This window comes from Pseudomonas psychrophila HA-4 (genome assembly GCF_000282975.1).
Lineage (GTDB): Bacteria > Pseudomonadota > Gammaproteobacteria > Pseudomonadales > Pseudomonadaceae > Aquipseudomonas > Aquipseudomonas psychrophila_A.
Genome location: NZ_ALJC01000120.1, coordinates 36,275 through 53,827 on the forward strand (window position 1 = coordinate 36,275; position 17,553 = coordinate 53,827).

Annotated in this window: 15 protein-coding genes; 6 read left to right on the forward strand and 9 right to left on the reverse strand. The window is 57.3% G+C overall.

The annotated features are described in order from the left end of the window. Positions 1-85: 85 nt before the first annotated feature. Positions 86-295, reverse strand: a complete 210-nt coding sequence (locus B347_RS0120705) for a cold-shock protein (protein ID WP_019411608.1) — start codon at positions 293-295, stop codon at positions 86-88. Positions 296-534: 239 nt separating this feature from the next. On the opposite strand from B347_RS0120705, the gene plsB reads away from it, so the two are divergent. Together plsB and B347_RS0120715 are read left to right on the forward strand one after the other, a co-directional pair. Continuing rightward, positions 535-3,042, forward strand: coding sequence for a glycerol-3-phosphate 1-O-acyltransferase PlsB (plsB, locus tag B347_RS0120710; protein ID WP_019411609.1), 2,508 nt, complete (start codon positions 535-537; stop codon positions 3,040-3,042). A 75-nt stretch (positions 3,043-3,117) separates the two neighbouring features. After that, entirely contained in the window at positions 3,118-3,516 is a 399-nt protein-coding gene (locus tag B347_RS0120715) for a YbaY family lipoprotein (protein WP_019411610.1), read from the forward strand. Between the two features lie 88 nt (positions 3,517-3,604). Here B347_RS0120715 and B347_RS0120720 read toward each other — a convergent pair whose 3' ends face one another. Both B347_RS0120720 and B347_RS0120725 read right to left on the reverse strand, forming a co-directional pair. Next, on the reverse strand, positions 3,605-6,682 hold the full coding sequence (locus tag B347_RS0120720; protein ID WP_019411611.1) for an efflux RND transporter permease subunit: 3,078 nt from the start codon (positions 6,680-6,682) through the stop codon (positions 3,605-3,607). Between the two features lie 5 nt (positions 6,683-6,687). Continuing rightward, the gene (locus tag B347_RS0120725; RefSeq protein WP_019411612.1) at positions 6,688-7,788 is read right to left on the reverse strand and encodes an efflux RND transporter periplasmic adaptor subunit; all 1,101 of its coding nucleotides are present in this window, start codon (positions 7,786-7,788) and stop codon (positions 6,688-6,690) included. Between the two features lie 90 nt (positions 7,789-7,878). Here B347_RS0120725 and B347_RS0120730 point away from each other — a divergent pair, with 90 nt between their 5' ends. Next, the gene (locus B347_RS0120730; protein ID WP_019411613.1) at positions 7,879-8,517 is read left to right on the forward strand and encodes a TetR/AcrR family transcriptional regulator; all 639 of its coding nucleotides are present in this window, start codon (positions 7,879-7,881) and stop codon (positions 8,515-8,517) included. 88 nt (positions 8,518-8,605) lie between these two features. Here the strand turns inward: B347_RS0120730 and B347_RS0120735 are convergent, their stop codons facing one another. Then, a complete protein-coding gene (locus tag B347_RS0120735) occupies positions 8,606-9,400 on the reverse strand; it encodes a class I SAM-dependent methyltransferase (RefSeq protein ID WP_019411614.1) in 795 nt (264 codons plus the stop codon). Between the two features lie 93 nt (positions 9,401-9,493). Between B347_RS0120735 and B347_RS0120740 the strand changes: the two genes are divergently transcribed. Further along, on the forward strand, positions 9,494-10,114 hold the full coding sequence (locus tag B347_RS0120740) for a hypothetical protein (protein ID WP_019411615.1): 621 nt from the start codon (positions 9,494-9,496) through the stop codon (positions 10,112-10,114). Here the strand turns inward: B347_RS0120740 and B347_RS0120745 are convergent. The 5 genes from B347_RS0120745 to ppc all read right to left on the reverse strand — a co-directional run bounded on the left by B347_RS0120745 (position 10,111) and on the right by ppc (position 15,815). Next, the gene (locus B347_RS0120745; RefSeq protein WP_019411616.1) at positions 10,111-10,980 is read right to left on the reverse strand and encodes a DUF72 domain-containing protein; all 870 of its coding nucleotides are present in this window, start codon (positions 10,978-10,980) and stop codon (positions 10,111-10,113) included. The two genes, B347_RS0120740 and B347_RS0120745, sit on opposite strands and share 4 nt — an antisense overlap. A gap of 4 nt (positions 10,981-10,984) precedes the next feature. Further along, the gene (locus B347_RS0120750; protein WP_019411617.1) at positions 10,985-11,281 is read right to left on the reverse strand and encodes a hypothetical protein; all 297 of its coding nucleotides are present in this window, start codon (positions 11,279-11,281) and stop codon (positions 10,985-10,987) included. A gap of 189 nt (positions 11,282-11,470) precedes the next feature. Beyond that, a complete protein-coding gene (tsaB, locus tag B347_RS0120755) occupies positions 11,471-12,157 on the reverse strand; it encodes a tRNA (adenosine(37)-N6)-threonylcarbamoyltransferase complex dimerization subunit type 1 TsaB (RefSeq protein WP_019411618.1) in 687 nt (228 codons plus the stop codon). Between the two features lie 94 nt (positions 12,158-12,251). Beyond that, a complete protein-coding gene (adk, locus tag B347_RS0120760) occupies positions 12,252-12,899 on the reverse strand; it encodes an adenylate kinase (protein WP_019411619.1) in 648 nt (215 codons plus the stop codon). 285 nt (positions 12,900-13,184) lie between these two features. Further along, positions 13,185-15,815: a phosphoenolpyruvate carboxylase gene (gene ppc / locus B347_RS0120765; protein WP_019411620.1), complete on the reverse strand. Its 2,631-nt coding sequence runs from the start codon at positions 15,813-15,815 to the stop codon at positions 13,185-13,187. A gap of 270 nt (positions 15,816-16,085) precedes the next feature. On the opposite strand from ppc, the gene B347_RS0120770 reads away from it, so the two are divergent. Both B347_RS0120770 and B347_RS0120775 read left to right on the forward strand, forming a co-directional pair. Beyond that, entirely contained in the window at positions 16,086-16,499 is a 414-nt protein-coding gene (locus B347_RS0120770; RefSeq protein ID WP_019411621.1) for a DUF4398 domain-containing protein, read from the forward strand. A gap of 66 nt (positions 16,500-16,565) precedes the next feature. Further along, entirely contained in the window at positions 16,566-17,345 is a 780-nt protein-coding gene (locus B347_RS0120775) for an OmpA family protein (protein WP_019411622.1), read from the forward strand. The last annotated feature ends 208 nt before the right edge of the window (positions 17,346-17,553 follow it).

Consider the following 17,553-nt stretch of genomic DNA (forward strand, 5'->3'; position numbering starts at 1 on the left):
TGGGTTGCGCAACGACCCCGCTCTTGATAAGCGAAGGCCCTTCGGCCCTTATCGCAGTCTTCGGCAGCGGCTACAGGTTGTGCCGTTACAGACCTACCACATCTTCAGCCTGAAACCCTTTATCACCCGTCACGCGGGTGTATTCGACCTGCTGGCCTTCAGCCAGAGAACGATGGCCTTCACCGCGAATAGCGCGGTAATGCACGAATACGTCGCCCCCGTTTTCACACTGAATAAAACCGTAGCCTTTGGCGTCGTTGAACCATTTCACATTGCCTGTCAAACGTGTGGTCATAGATCCTTCCCCCTTTTTATTTTTGAATGGGCTCATTGGTTAGCCCGCTAAGAACTGTCGCTCGAACTTAACTCTCTAAGACTCGGTCTTACGCAGCATGGCGAAAGAGCCCCGAGTATAAGTCAGCGCGAAGAACACTCAATCAATATTAGTTCGCTGCTTTTTTGCCGATTTTCCAGAGATACGGCACACTATCCGGCCGAGTAAACACTCGTTTTATCCACTAACGCAGAAGCCGTATGACCCGCTCCCCATTCCACCGTCTTGTATTTGGCGCCCTTCGTCGCTTGCTGTACCTGTGGGTACGCTCGGAGACGATCAATCAGTCGTCCTTATCCTTGAATCTGGATCGCAGCCGACCGGTGTTTTACGTCCTGCAATCGCCTTCCATCACCGAATTGGCGGTGGTCGACGCTGAATGCACCAAAGTGGGCTTGCCTCGTCCCGTGTTACCCGTGGCCGTCGGCCCCATGATCGAACCTGCCGCGTTCTTCTACCTGACCCCCGAGCCCGATTGGCTGGGACGTCAAGACAAACGCGGCGCGCCCCCGACCTTGACCCGCCTGGTGGATGGCTTGACCCACAACCCGACCGAGGATGCACAAATCATTCCGGTCAGCGTGTTCTGGGGCCAATCACCCGACAGCGAATCCAGCCCCTGGAAGCTGCTGTTTGCCGACAGTTGGGCGGTCACCGGGCGCCTACGTCGCCTGTTGCGCATCCTGATACTGGGTCGCAAAACCCGTGTTCAATTCTCTGCTCCTATTCACTTGCGGGAATTGATCGACCTCAATAAAGGTCACGAACGCACGGTGCGCATGGCGCAACGGATTTTGCGTGTGCACTTTCGTAACCTCAAAACCTCAACCATTGGCCCCGACCTGTCGCACCGGCGCAACTTGGTCAAAGGCTTGGTCAATGAGCCTTCCGTTCGCCAAGCAATTCTCGATGAGGCTGAACGCGAAAATATCACCCCGGAAAAAGCCAAGGCCCAAGCGCTGCGTTACGCCAATGAAATTGCCTCGGACTACACCTACACCGCCATCCGCTTTTTTGAAGTGATCCTGAGCTGGTTCTGGAACAAGATTTACGACGGGGTCAAAGTCAATCACATCGAGGGTGTACAGAACGTTGCGCAGGGCAACGAAATCATCTACGTGCCGTGTCACCGTAGCCATATCGACTATTTGTTGCTGTCTTACCTGCTGTTTCGCAACGGCCTTACCCCGCCGCACATCGCCGCGGGGATCAACCTCAATATGCCGGTTATTGGCCGCTTGCTGCGCCGTGGCGGTGCCTTCTTTATGCGCCGCACATTCAAGGGCAACCCGCTGTACACCTCGGTGTTCAACGAATACCTGCACACGCTATTCACCAAAGGCTTCCCCGTAGAGTACTTCGTCGAAGGCGGCCGCTCACGTACCGGGCGCATGCTGCAACCTAAAACTGGGATGCTGGCCATCACCCTGCGCAGCTTCTTACGCTCATCGCGCACACCGATTGTGTTCGTGCCGGTGTACATCGGCTACGAGCGTGTTCTGGAAGGCCGCACCTACCTGGGCGAACTGCGTGGGGCGAGTAAGAAGAAAGAATCGATTTTCGACATTTTCAAAGTCATCGGTGCCCTCAAGCAGAAATTTGGCCAGGTCGCGGTCAACTTTGGCGAGCCAATCAAACTGGCTGAGTTTCTTGATCAGGAACAACCGAACTGGCGCCAGCAAGAACTGGCGCCGCTATACCGTCCTGAATGGTTGAATGCCACCACTAACCGCTTGGGCGAGAAAGTCGCCCAACACCTCAACGAAGCCGCCGCAATCAACCCGGTCAACCTGGTGGCCCTAGCCTTGCTGTCAACCAGCAAGCTGGCACTGGATGATAGGGCGATGGCTCGGGTGCTGGATTTGTACCTAGCCCTGCTGCGCCGCGTGCCTTATTCCGCGCACACCACTTTGCCAGCCGGCGATGGTCGGGCGTTGATCGAACACGTCAAAGACATGGACCTGCTCTCTGAGCAAAGCGATGCGCTGGGAAAAATCCTCTATTTGGATGAGCAAAACGCGGTGTTGATGACGTACTACCGCAACAACGTACTGCATATTTTTGCACTGCCGGCATTGCTCGCCAGCTTCTTCCAAAGCTCGTCGCGCATGACCCGCGAGCAAATTCTGCGCTACACCCGCGCGCTGTATCCTTACCTGCAGTCGGAACTGTTTATCCGCTGGTCGCTGGATGAACTGGATGACGTGGTCGATCAATGGCTTGAAGCCTTTGTCGAACAAGGCTTGTTGCGTTTTGAGAATGACATCTACCTGCGCCCGGCGCCGAGCTCGCGGCATTTTGTACTGCTGACGCTGCTGTCCAAAAGCATTGCGCAAACCCTGCAACGCTTCTACATGGCGATCTCGCTGCTGCTTAACAGCGGCCAGAACACCTTAAGCAGCGAAGAGCTGGAAGACTTGTGCACCATGATGGCTCAGCGCCTGTCGATCCTACACGGGCTCAACGCTCCAGAGTTCTTCGACAAAAGCCTGTTCCGCCACTTCATCGAAACATTGCTTGAACAAGACGTGCTGCGCCGTGATGAGAACGGCAAATTGAGTTACCACGAATTGCTCGGCGAACTGGCCGAGGGCGCCGCCAAACGCGTATTGCCCGCCGAGATTCGTCTGTCTATTCGTCAGGTCGCGTTGCATCGCAGCGAAGATGCACAAGACCAAACGCCGCCCTCACTGGAAAAAACGCCTTAACTCATTAAAGAAAGCCGGTCAGGCACCCGGTGCCTGATCGGCGCATTGATTCTTTTCAGCCCTTTGGAGCCAGCCATGAAAAAAGTCCTGTTACTCAGCCTCACCGCCCTGCTCGGAGCCTGCAGCTCGATGAACTCCACACCGCAAGCCACGCTCGACGGCGAAGTGTATTACCTGCAACGCATCGCTCTCCCACCGACCGCTACACTTGAAGTGAGCTTGCAGGATGTATCGCTGGCCGATGCACCCGCCATTACTCTGGCCAAACAAAGTGGCCCGGTCAAAGGCCAGGTGCCGCTGCCGTTCCACCTGACGTACGACCCGGCCGAGGTCAAACCGGGCCACACCTACGCCGTAAGCGCGCGAATTGAAGAAGACGGCAAATTGTTGTTTATCAGCACCGAGCGCAACAGCGTTGACCTCAATGCCAAGACCCTGCAACCCATCCGTTTACGTGTGGATCAAGTTCGTTAATCCAATTTCCATGTAGCGAGCTTGCTCGCGATCTTTTGATCTTAAAAGATCGCGAGACAATCGAGCGTCGACCGGCGACGCCTAAAGGTCAGGCATTAACTTCAGGCTTTTTCACCCTGAACCACGCGGCATACAGCGCCGGCAAGAACAGCAGCGTCAACGCCGTGGCCACAATCAGACCACCCATGATCGCCACCGCCATTGGCCCGAAGAACACACTGCGTGACAACGGGATCATCGCCAGCACCGCCGCCAGCGCGGTGAGCACAATCGGCCGGAACCGACGTACCGTCGCTTCAATAATGGCCTGCCACGCATCCAGCCCCGCCGCTCTGTCCTGCTCGATCTGGTCGACCAGGATCACCGAGTTGCGCATGATCATCCCGGACAAGGCAATCGTGCCGAGCATCGCCACAAAACCAAAGGGTTTGCCGAACACCAGCAAGAACAACGTCACCCCGATCAACCCCAGCGGCGCGGTCAAGAACACCATGGCCATGCGCGAGAAACTGCGCAGTTGCACCATCAGCAACGTCAGTACCACAACGATAAACAACGGCACTCCAGCTTTCACCGAGTCCTGTCCGCGTGCAGAGTCTTCAACCGTACCGCCCACTTCCAACAGATAACCGTCAGGCAATTGCGCACGAACGTCTTCCAGTGTCGGAAGAATCTGTTGCACCAAGGTCGCAGGTTGTTCCTTGCCGTAAATATCAGCTCGCACCGTCACCGTCGGCAGGCGATTGCGGTGCCAGATGATGCCTTCTTCAAAGCCATATTCCAGGGTCGCGATTTGCGACAAGGCGACGCTTTGGCCATTGTCCGTCGGCACTGACAAGCTCGGCAGCAACGACAGTTCGGTGCGTTCCTGAGAGGTGCCGCGCAACAAAATTTCGATCAACTCGTTGTCTTCGCGGTACTGGCTCACCGTGGAACCCAGCAAGGTGCTTTGCAGAAATCGCGACAGGTTGGCCGTGCTCACGCCCAACGCCCGCGCCCGATCCTGATCGACATTGAGGTACACCACTTTGCTCGGCTCCTCCCAGTCCAGGTGTACGTTCACCACGTGCGGGTTACCACGCACCTTGGCGGCCACTTTTCGCGCCAGCGCCCGAACCTCTTCGATGTGCTCGCCGGTGACCCGGAACTGCACCGGATAGCCAACCGGCGGACCATTTTCCAAGCGAGTGACCCGTGCACGAACGGTCGGGAATTGCTGGTTCAAGGTATCAATCAGCCAGGTGCGCAGGTTTTCGCGGTCTTCGATGGTCTTCGCCAGCACCACAAACTGGGCAAAGCTAGCGGCTGGCAATTGCTGGTCCAGCGGCAAGTAAAAGCGCGGCGAACCGGTGCCCGCGTAGGCCACGTAGTTCTCGATGCCGGGGTGGTCCTTGAGCAGGTTTTCGAGCTGTTTGACCTGCTCCGTGGTGTTACTCAGCGATGCGCCTTCGGCCAGTTTCAAGTCGACCATCAACTCCAATCGACTCGACGCCGGGAAGAACTGCTGCGGCACAAACTTAAACAGCACCACCGAACCCAAAAACAGCAACACCGTCAGCGCTATCACGGTTTTGCGGCGGCGCACACACCACTCCACCAGCCGTCGAACACGCTGATAAAACGGCGTGCCATAAGGGTCCGGTGCGCTGTCACCCGTGCCGTGTTTAGCGGCATGAATCTTCGCCAGATCCGGTAATAGCAACGCGCCCAAGTAAGGCACAAACACTACCGCAGCGATCCACGACGCCACCAGCGCAATGGTCACCACTTGGAAAATCGAGCGGGTGTACTCCCCCGTACTCGACTGCGCCATAGCAATCGGCAGAAAACCGGCTGCCGTAATCAGCGTCCCGGTCAGCATCGGAAACGCCGTACTGGTCCAGGCGAAGCTAGCCGCCTTGAGCCGGTCGTAACCTTGCTCCATCTTGATCGCCATCATTTCCACGGCAATGATCGCGTCGTCCACCAGCAAACCCAGCGCCAGCACCAGCGCGCCCAGCGAGATTTTGTGTAGGCCGATACCAAAGTAATGCATGGCCGCAAAGGTCATCGCCAGCACCAGCGGAATGGCCAGCGCCACCACCATCCCGGTGCGGACACCGAGGGAGAAAAAGCTCACCAGCAATACAATCGCCAAGGCTTCCACCAGCACTTGGACGAATTCACCCACGCTGGTCTTCACCGCTGCGGGTTGGTCCGAGACTTTGGACAACTGCATCCCGGCCGGAAGGTTCCTCTGCAACCGTTCAAACTCGGTTTCCAGCGCTTTGCCCAGTACCAGAATGTCGCCACCGTCCTTCATCGCGACGGCCAGACCAATCGAGTCCTGGCCCATAAAGCGCATGCGCGGCGCAGGCGGATCGGTAAAACCACGGCGCACATCGGCGACATCGCTGATGCGCAGCGTGCGTTCCCCAACCCGAATCGGAAAATGCTCAATTTCTTCCACGGTTTTAAAATTGCCGCTAACACGCAATTGCACGCGCTCGGTCGGGGTCTCGAAGAAGCCCGCCGTCGACACCGCGTTCTGCTCTTGAAGGGCTTGTTGCACCGCCGCCAGCGGCAAACCGAGGGTAGCCAGTTTGAGGTTGGACAACTCGATCCAGATTTTCTCGTCTTGCAGGCCCAGCAACTCCACCTTGCCGACATCCTTAACCCGTTGCAGTTGGATTTGAATGCGGTCGGCGTAGTCCTTAAGCACTGCGTAGTCGTAACCGTCCCCACTCAGGCTGTAGATATTGCCGAAGGTGGTGCCGAACTCATCGTTGAAAAACGGGCCCTGAATATCCGGCGGCAACGTTTGGCGAATGTCGCTGATTTTTTTGCGCACCTGATACCACAGCTCAGGCACTTTGGAGGAGTCCATCGAATCGCGGGCCATAAAGGTCACTTGCGACTCGCCAGGGCGCGAGAACGAGACAATGCGCTCGTACTCACCGGTTTCCATCAGTTTCTTTTCGATGCGTTCGGTCACCTGACGCGAGACTTCTTCGGCGGTGGCACCCGGCCACAGCGTGCGGATGACCATGGCTTTGAAGGTGAACGGCGGGTCTTCGCTTTGTCCTAACTTGGTATAGGAAAGCGCGCCGACAATGGCCAGCAACAGCATTAAAAACAGGACAATCTGGCGATTTCGCAGTGCCCAAGCGGAAAGGTTGAAACCCATCGGGATTACTCCTTCACCACAACATTGATCGTTCGGTTGGAACGATCAATCGGTCGCACCTCCTGGCCTTGATGCAGTACATGCACGCCTGCAGAGACAATCCAGTCATTGGCGTTGAGGCCTTCGAGCACCGGCACGCTGTTCTCGCCAAACGGCCCGACACGCACAGGTACCTGTTCCAATGTGTTGCCTTGACCGACGCGCCATACATAGGTCGCGCCATTTTCTGCGCTCAAGGCCGACAACGGCACCGACAACGGGGCAACACCTTCACCAGGAATAAAAACTCGAGCACTTTGCCCCAGTTCAGCCGGCACTTTGCCCTCTTCGAAAGCGATACGGGCTGCAAAGGTTCGCGACTTTGGATCAGCCGAAGGTGACAGTTCGCGAATTCGTCCGCTGAAGCGCTGACCCGGCTGTGACCACAGTTCGACCGAAACCGGCAAACCAATCTTGAAACGGCCAAAGGCTTGTTCCGGCAAGCTGATCAACACCTCACGCTCGCCATCGGCGGCCAAGGTAAACACCGTTTGCCCGGCGGCGACCACCTGCCCGACTTCCACCTGGCGTTGTGCGATCACGCCATCTTGTGGTGCTCGCAATACGGCATAACTGGCCTGATTGCTGGCCACGTCCTGCTCCGCCTTCAGTTGCTGGAGCTTGGCTTCGCCGGAGCGATAGAGGTTTTCGGCGTTATCAAACTGCGAACGGCTGACCATTTGTCGGTCAAGCAAGGTTTTATAGCGATCACGCTCGGCGCGCACCAGATTCAAGTTGGCCTGCCCCGCCGCGACCTGGGCACGGGTGGCTTGCAGTTGCAGGCGCACGTCTTGCGGATCAAGTTCAGCCAGTGGCTGGTTAGCCTTGACCCGCTCACCTTCGTCCACCAGACGCTTGGTCACTTTGCCGCCAATACGGAATGCCAGTTGTGGGTCGAAACGCGCCCGCACCTCGCCAGGATAGCTTTGCGACGCCAGCGCCGAAGGCTGCGGTTGAACCACCATGGCCGGGCTGATCGAAACGTGTGCAGTTTTTTCCTGCCCGCACGCCGATAACAAGAACACCAGACACACAGGTAAAGCGCGGGACAAGGCATGGCGCAACATGGAGATGACCTTTCGCTAATAGGGCGTGGAATATTTATACTGGACGGCATGTTATTAATACCAAACTCACCAGTCCAGTAATAAACGGAAATGTCCGACAATCCTTTACCCCCCAATGCCCTCGGGCGCCCCAAAGACATGGCAAAACGCCAGTCCATCCTCGATGCGGCCAAATCCCTTTTTCTGACCAAGGGCTATGCCAATACCAGCATGGACGCGGTCGCAAACCTGGCTGGGGTATCAAAACTGACTGTTTACAGCCACTTCACCGACAAAGAGACGCTGTTCTCCTCGGCGATCCTGGCCAAATGCTCAGAACAGTTACCGGACTTGTTTTTTGAGTTGCCCAGCGGCGTGCCCATTGAAACAGTGCTGTTAAACATTGGCCGTGGTTTTCAGATGCTGATTAACAGCGAGGAGTCGCTGAACCTGCATCGGCTGATGGTGACGCTTGGCAGTCAGGACCCGAAGCTCTCACAGATATTCTTCGAGGCAGGACCCGAGCGGGTGGTACACGAGATGGAACGCCTGCTGAGCAAGATTCACCAGACGGGAGCCCTGTGCATTGAGCGACCGCATTACGCGGCGGAGCACTTTTTTTGCATGCTCAAAGGTTCACCCAACTTTCGCTTGTTGTACGGCTGCGGCGGGCTGCTGACGCCGCAAGAGTACGACGCACATGTGCAGGAAGTGGTGAGCATGTTTATGCGAGCTTATCGACCGGAATGAACACCGAGTTGCCAAGACTGCCCCTCACCCCAACCCTCTCCCCGGTCCATTCAGGGAGAGGGCTAGGGTGAGGGGCTTTTGATTCTGCTTAAGGCTTTAGCGCTTTTTTCGGGTAAATATCGTAACGGCTCGATTTGCCATCCAGTGCATGGCTCGGTTTAGGCCCGGCAATACACGGTGCTTTGCGCGGGCGCTTAACCACAACCCGATGCGTAGCCAACGCCAATGCGGCTTCTAGCAAGGCTGGCGCGTCGTTGTCATCCCCGACCAGTGGCCGGAACAGGCGCATTTCTTTCTTAACGAGAGCCGTTTTCTCACGATGCGGGAACATCGGGTCGAGGTAGATCACCTGCGGCGCCTCGCCTTCCCAGTTGCGCATCACTTCAATCGAGTTGCCTTTGAGCAAGTGCATGCGCGACACAATCGGCGCCACGTCAAAGTCATCCAGCCCCCGGGCTAGGCCGTCTTCTAGCAATGCACCGATCAGGGGTTGGCGTTCGACCAAGCTCATCTCACAGCCCAGGCTTGCCAACACAAACGCATCCTTGCCCAATCCCGCTGTGGCATCCAGCACGCGTGGGCGCACGCCCTGCTGAATACCGACCGCTTTGGCAATCATCTGCCCGGTGCCGCCGCCAAACAATCGCCGGTGGGCCGCGCCGCCTTCAACAAAGTCCACCCGCACCGGGCCGGGAGCATCGGGGCCAAGCTGTTGCAGTTGCAAACCTTGAGGGCCGACTTGCAGGGCGAATGCAACGTCAGCCTCATGCTCAGGCTCGGCCAAAGGCAGCCCCAAGCGCTCAGCCCATTGCTCGGCCAAGGCCTGATAAGCCTCCTCCAATGCCTCGACGTTGATACGACTGCCCGCTGCTTGCTCAATCATCTAAAAACACGCTCAAAAATTTAATGATCGGCAAACGCTGCCGATAAATGAAATATCCGGCATTTTGCCAGAGCTGGGCGTCGACCGAGAGCTATGTCAGACATTCATTCCACATCTATCGGCTTTATTGCGCCTATTGGCGACTTTGGCCGACACAATTCTCAGATCACAGGCAGCGTCAATCACCTGTGGAAGGACTTCTATGCGCTGGCAATGGCAGAGCAGGCCTCGACTGAAGACTATGTGGCTATCGACACGCCCGCCGCACCCTTGGATGAAAACGCCGAGCCCACGGGAGGCAGCGATCTGCTGAGCCATATCGTGACTCAGCGCCATTGCGAGGTGCAGGACACCGAGCTGAAGCCGCCTGAAGCGCTGTTTTTGCCGATTGCCGAATTCGAGCTCGATTTGCTGCCGCCAACAGCGCCGCCTTTCCCGCCCGAAGAAATCGCCCAACAGCAACACCAGCAGGATTACACCGACACATGGATTCGCCCGCTGGTGATGGCGCAGGGTCATCCGCTGCCGACACCTGGGCCTGCTGCTGAGCCGCGTCCATTGCACCTGCCGATTGCCGAGTTTGAAATGGACTTGCTCGACAAACCCGCCGAGCCGTTTGATGCAATCACCTTAATTGAACAGCAACACGCGATGGACTTCGACTTGGCCTGGGCTCGCCCATTGGTCATCAATAACCTGCGGATGGCGGCTTAAAGCAGCCCCAGTTGCTCGCTGGTGTGCGGCTGATGCAACTGCGCCAGCGCGGGGAGCCCCGGCAAGCGCTCACTCAACTGCTGATGAAACCGGCGCGCCAACTCCGGCGCCCGATGATTGTCGGGGGTGTGCAAAAACACATACGGCGTTCGACCTTCTTCAATCCAGCCCGCTACTTTTTCAACCCAGGGTTTCAAGTAAAGGTCGTTGGCGTCCAACTCTGGACGGCCGATAAAGCGCACTTGCGGGAATTGGGTGAACGCTGCGGGGCGCGGTGGCACCTTGGGTTTTTTCGATTGTGCATGCAGGACTGCCGGATCGCGGGAGGTGCAACTGAACAACGCCCGAGAATCTAGGCAAATGCGCTCTACCCCGCGCTCCTTTAACAAGCGATTGAGCAAACGCTCGGCATCGCCCTTAGCAAAAAACTCAGGATGGCGTACTTCAACGGCCAACGGGCGCTCCAGAGCGTCTATAAAGCTCACCAGTTCGGCAAAACGCTGCGGGCCGAAGCTCGCTGGTAGTTGTAGCCAAAATGGCGCTACACGCGCTCCCAACGGTCTTAATAGCTGTAGGAAGCTTTCGACGGCCTGCGCATGCTCGCGCAAATCGCCGCCATGGCTGATCTCACGCGGGAACTTGGCGGTGAACCTAAAGTGTTCGGGCAGGCTTTGCGCCCAGCGCTCAACGGTGACTGGCTTGGGGTTGGCGTAGAACGTGGTGTTGCCTTCGACAGCGTTGAAGACTTGCGCGTACAGGCTCAGAAATTCCGTTGAGTGGGCATTCTGCGGGTACAGGCCTTCGCGCCAGGCGTTTTCACTCCAAGACGGGCAACCGAGGTAATACGGGAGTTGGGCATCAGTCATGCGGTCAAATGTACAGGTCTAGCCCCAGCACTTCTATTTCCCAATCGACAAAACCGGCGGTCGTTAGGTAGCTGGCCAAGGCGCTGGCAGCGTTTTTGCTCATGCCACGTTGGAAGATCATGTCTTGAGAGCGCACTGGCAATTGGCTGATACGTTCACCGGAAGGCGCAGGGCGAGCCGCTTGCGGCGCAGTTTCAGCCCCTGTTTCGCTGTCATCCACCGACTCATCAACCTGCACCTTGCCTTTGCGTGGCTTGCGCTTGATGGGGTAGGACTGAGAGGAAAAGCCGTCTATGCGCATTGCTGCATGCTCTGTAGCGATATTGGCAATTTAGCGGCGTTGGCCCGACTAAGCAAATCGCCCTGCGGGGACATACACCCTGTGGGAGCGGGCTTGCTCGCGATGCAGGCAACGCGGTATGTCTGATACGCCTTGTCGATTCAATCGCGAGCAAGCCCGCGCACACAAATAAATAGAGCCATCGCCGTTTTAAATGACACCACGTTCGGCTTTGGTCGCCGCTACTTTGTCGCGCAGGTACACCGGCTGGGCGTCGTCGGCGGGGATGGCTTCGCCGCGTTCCCAGGCAAAGCGCGCCAGGGTCAGCAAGTCTTCAGCGTGCGGCAGCATGCCTGCGTCCAGTGCATACGGCTTGACGCTCAAGCGCTCGGCGTATCCCCAGCCCGTACCCGCACCAAACCATTCACCGCTGGCACCTTCTGGCAAACCAGCCACTTCGGGTGGCAATACGGCTTCAACGCCTTGCAGGCACATTTCACCAGCCTGCTCGCGGTAGCAGCCCCAGTACACTTCATCCATGCGCGCATCGATGGCCGACGCCACGTGAGTGGCGCCGTGCTCGCGATATGCCCGCTGGGCCAACACGGCCAAGTTGGAAATCGGCAATACCGGACGCTCCAGCGCAAAGGCTAAGCCTTGCACCACGCCAATAGCGATACGCACGCCGGTAAAGGCACCCGGCCCGCGACCGAAGGCAATTGCCTCGACCGCCGACAGCTCAACCCCAGCCTGGGCCAGCAGTTCTTTTATCATCGGTAACAGCTTTTGCGCATGCAGGCGCGGGATCACCTCGTAGTGGCTCGTGACCTTGCCATCGTGCAGCAAGGCAACAGAGCAAGCTTCAGTCGCGGTATCCAGGGCCAGCAAGGTGCTCATCGGTGTTCCCGTCAGAATCAGAATTAAAAAAGTGCAGCAGTATAAACAACAACAGCCCGCAAGCGGGCTGTTGTCAAACGTCAAAATCGACTTATCAGCTCAATGCTTCAAGCACTTTGGCAGTGATCGATTCAACCGAGCCAACGCCTTCAACGTGGCTGTACTTCGGCTTGCCTTGGGCGGCAGCCAGCTCCTGGTAGAAGTCCACCAGCGGCTTGGTTTGCGAATGGTAAACCGACAAGCGGTGACGAACGGTTTCTTCGGTGTCGTCTTTGCGCTGCACCAGGTCTTCACCGGTCACATCGTCTTTGCCCTCAACCTTTGGCGGGTTGTAAACGGTGTGGTAAACGCGGCCCGACGCTTCGTGCACACGACGGCCAGCAATACGCTGAACGATTTCTTCGTCTTCAACGGCGATTTCCAGCACGTGATCCAGCTCAACGCCATTTTTTACCAGCGCTTGTGCTTGAGGAATGGTGCGTGGAAAACCGTCAAACAGGAAACCGTTAACGCAGTCAGGCTGAGCGATGCGCTCTTTAACCAGATTGATGATCAAATCGTCAGAAACCAGACCACCGCTGTCCATCACGCCTTTAGCGATAAGACCCAGTTCGGTGCCGGCCTTTACGGCTGCACGCAACATATCGCCAGTGGAGATTTGCGGGATGCCAAATTTTTCAGTGATGAACTTTGCCTGAGTACCTTTACCGGCCCCGGGAGCTCCCAGCAGAATTACGCGCATCGATGTGCTCCTCAATTTTTTATTTAAGTGACAACAGACTCGCCTCTTTGGGCCAATCTCAAAATCGGGTGATGGCCGCATAAATGGCCAAGGGCTGATCAAGATACACAGCAGGCCCGGACCACACAAGCAGGCCAAAGTAGGATTAATCAGTGCTAAACCCGCCCTTGCGACCCGGTGTCACAGGTCGCAACCCCGTCTCAAACTGTCGCGCCAACGCGTGACCGAGCACCAAAAAGGCTCGTAGCAAGGCACCTTGACGCGACATATGACTGACCCCGGTACTTAACCCGTGTTACGTAAGCCCGCCGCGATCCCGGCCACAGTGACCAGCAACGCTTGTTCCAGAGGGCTGTCCTGGGCCGCCTGCTGACGCCGCGAACGCGCCAAAAGCTCGGCCTGCAACAGATGCAGGGGGTCAAGGTAGGTGTTGCGCAAGCGAATGAACTCCAGGGTGTCCGGGCTGTGCGCCATCAGTTGCGACTGGCCGGTCAAACCCAATACCACGTCGCACGCCTGCGACAATAAGTCGCGTAACTGCGCACCCAAAGGCAGCAGTTCTGGGGCCACTAAACGCTCGTCATAGAGTCGGGCAATATCGGCATCGGCTTTAGCCAAGACCATTTCCAGCATGTCGATACGGGTTCGGAAAAACGGCCACTGCTCGCGCATTTGCGCCAGCTGCTCGCCCTCTCCACGCTCAAGCGCCCGACTTAGAGCGGTTTCCCAGCCAAGCCAAGCAGGCAACATAAGACGGGTTTGGGTCCAGCCGAAGATCCACGGGATCGCGCGCAAACTTTCAATTCCGCCTGCACGGCGTTTGGCTGGACGACTGCCCAACGGTAAACGGCCCAGCTCTTGTTCCGGGGTGGACTGACGGAAATATTCGACGAACTGCGGGTTATCACGCACCACCGCACGGTAAGCCTTAACCCCGTCGGCGGCCAATTCGTCCATCAGCACGCGCCAACCTGGCTCTGGAAGAGGTGGCGGCAGCAATGTCGCTTCGAGCACTGCTGACAGGTACAGATTGAGGTTCTGCTCGGCGATGTCCGGCAGGCCGAATTTGAAGCGAATCATCTCGCCCTGCTCCGTGGTGCGGAAACGCCCCGCCACCGAGCCCGGCGGCTGCGACAGAATGGCTTCGTGGGCTGGACCACCGCCGCGCCCCACGGTGCCACCACGGCCGTGAAACAACAGCAGTTCGACGTCTTGTTCGCGACAGATATTGACTAAGTTTTCCTGCGCCCGGTACTGCGCCCAAGCGGCGGCTGTGGTGCCTGCATCCTTGGCCGAATCCGAATAGCCGATCATCACTTCCTGCGGCCCATGCAAGCGGGCGCGATAGCCTGGCAGCAACAAAAGACGCTCAATCACAGGCCCGGCGTGGTCCAGGTCAGCCAGGGTTTCAAACAGCGGCACCACGCGCATCGGACGTTCAAGCCCGGCCTCTTTGAGCAGTAATTGCACGGCCAGTACGTCTGAGGCAGCCCCTGCCATCGAGATCACGTAAGACCCCAGCGAAGCCCCCGGTGCAGCCGCCACTTCACGGCACGTGGCCAGCACCTCGGCGGTCTCGGCGCCGGGTTTGAAGTAACCCGGCAACAGTGGCCGGCGATTGCTCAATTCGCGCATCAGGAAGATCAGCCGCGCATCTTCGTCCCAGTCTTCATAGCGACCGAGGCCTAGATAATCAGTGATTTCAGTCATGGCCGAGGTATGACGGGCCGCATCCTGACGCACATCAAGGCGCACCAGAAACAAGCCAAACGTCACGGCCCGGCGCAGGCAATCGAGCAGTGGACCATCAGCAATCACGCCCATTCCACAGGCATGCAGCGAGTCATAACAGCGCTTTAATGGCGCCAGCAGGTCTTGGTTATCGCGCAACACCCCCTCGGGTGCAGGCTGCGCGTTGTTCAAGGAACTCTGCGCCCAGGCGCGGGTGATGCGCAGGCGTTCACGCAATTGTTTGAGCACCGCCCGATAGGGTTCGACACTCTCCCCCGCCACCGCCAGAAGCGCCGGTGTGGCCTGCTGCATCGACAAATCGGCGGCGAGCTTATCAATGTCGCGCAGGTACAAATCAGCCGCCATCCAGCGCGCTAGCAACAGCACTTCACGGGTAACGCTGGCCGTGACATTCGGGTTGCCATCCCGGTCGCCGCCCATCCAGGAAGCAAATCGAATTGGCGCGGCTTCCAACGGCAAATGCAGGCCAGTGGCGTCATATAGGGCCGCGTCGGTCGCTCGCATCATGTTCGGCACGGCTTGCCACAGTGAGTGTTCAATGACCGCAAAACCCCATTTGGCCTCGTCCACGGGCGTGGGCCGGGTGCGGCGGATTTCTTCGGTATGCCAGGCTTCCGCTATCAGGCGCTGCAAGCGTTGCTCGATCCGCGACTTCTCGGACAGGGTCAAATCCCGATGGTCCTGGGCCGCCAGTTGCTCGGCAATCGCATCGTATTTCTGAATCAGGGTGCGGCGCGTGACTTCGGTCGGGTGCGCAGTCAGCACCAGTTCGATGTCTAGGCGGCTGAGTTGTCGCGCCAGCGACTCGGCCCCATGGCCTGCTGCCAACAGCCGCGCCAGCAAGGTCGGCAGCACTTGAGATTCAAAAGGCTGCGGCTCGTCATCGTCGCGACGGTGAATCAACTGGTATTGCTCGGCGATGTTGGCTAGGTTCAAAAACTGGTTGAACGCTCGGGCCACGGGCAACACATCGTCATCGCTCAAGGCATCTAGAATTGCACTCAACTCCGCGCCCGTCGTGCCACGCCGGTCATCCTTGGCGCCCTGGCGGATCCGTTCGATTTTGGCGAGAAACGCTTCGCCGTATTGGTCACGAATCGTATTACCCAACAGCTCACCCAGCAGGTGAACATCATCGCGCAAGCGTGCATCAATATCGGTCATCAACAATTTCTCCAGCAGATTCTGGGGGGCCAGCTAGTGTATTCAGAGTGCGTTGCAACTGCGGTGTGTGGCAAGCCGCTAGCGAGGCAAATCTTTAAATCACGCCTGACCAATCAGTCAGAAAATTTTTGGCAATTTGCCATCTTTTTTTTTGAACTATTCAAAATTTGTTCAGGTCACAGCCTTTAACCATCACTGCTCGAACCTGTGTCCAACACTCCAGGTAACGCGAAGGTAGTGATGGATATGATGTTTTTAAGGAGTTTCCTAATGGAGTTGAAGACCATGATGACCCGCACTGTCAACACTACATCACCTCGCCTGCGCGGGCTGAAACTGGCTGCACTGGCGATCGGTGCCACCTTCGTTTTAGCCGGTTGTGCAGGCAACCCGCCCTCCGAGCAATACGCTGTGACGCAATCGGCCGTGAATAACGCCGTCAGCGCTGGCGGTACCGAATACGCTCCAGTGGAAATGAAGTCTGCCCAAGACAAGCTCAAACAAGCTGAACTTGCCATGCATGACAAAAAATATGACGAAGCCCGTCGCTTGTCCGAACAAGCTGAGTGGGACGCTCGTGTAGCAGAACGTAAAGCCCAAGCCGCTAAAGCCGAGAAGGCCGTTCAGGATGCTCAGAAAGCCGTTCAGCAACTGCGTCAAGAAGGCATGCGCGGCCTGCAGTAATAGCCGCCCCTCTTTGATCGCAACTGGCGACACAGCATTCCTAATCGATAGAAAGGACTAACTATTATGCGCAATACAGTATTGATCCCTGCCCTGTTGGCTCTGAGCGTTGGCTTGGCAGCGTGCTCGCACCAGCCAAACGTCAACCTAGAAAACGCCAAGACCAACTACTCGGCCCTGCAAACCAACCCTGAAGCAACCAAGGTTGCCGCGCTGGAAACCAAAGATGCTGGCGAGTGGCTGGACAAGGCTGAAAAGGCTTATCTGAACAAAGATAAGGAGTCCAAAGTCGATCAACTGGCTTACCTGACCAACCAACGTATTGAACTGGCCAAGCAAACCATCGCCCTGCGCACTGCTGAAAACCAGTTGAAAAGCGCTGGCTCCGATCGTGCTCAGGCGCTGCTGGACGCTCGTGACGCTCAGATCAAGCAACTGCGCGGTATGAACGCCAAACAAACCGAGCGCGGCACCTTGGTAACTTTTGGTGACGTGTTGTTCCAGTTCGGTAAATCCGACCTGCAGCCCAACGCTCGCAACAACATCAGTACCCTGGCCAACTACCTGATCCAAAACCCGGATCGCAAGGTGATTGTTGAGGGTTACACCGACAGCGTAGGTTCTGCTGCCTTCAACCAGACCCTGTCTGAGCGCCGTGCCAACTCCGTGCGTACTGCACTGGTTAAAGCAGGCGTAGACCCAAGCCGCATCGTGGCCCAAGGCTATGGCAAGGAATACCCGGTAGCCAGCAACGCCACTGATTCTGGTCGTGCTCAGAACCGTCGCGTTGAAGTGACCATCTCGAACGACAACCAGCCGGTAGCGCCGCGTTCGTCGATGCAGTAAAACGCTAAGCGTTAACTGAAAAGCCCCGCCTGAGTGATCAGGCGGGGCTTTTTATTGGATGCCGATGTCGGGCGTAGGTGCGAGAACGGATATGCACTTAAATCAAGAGCCCCCTCAACACGCCTCTCTCGAAGGAGAGGGAATCGATTGGGGGATGCTGTCGATTATCGGCAGCCTGTTTACTGCGCGACAGCGCGGCGTCGAAGAC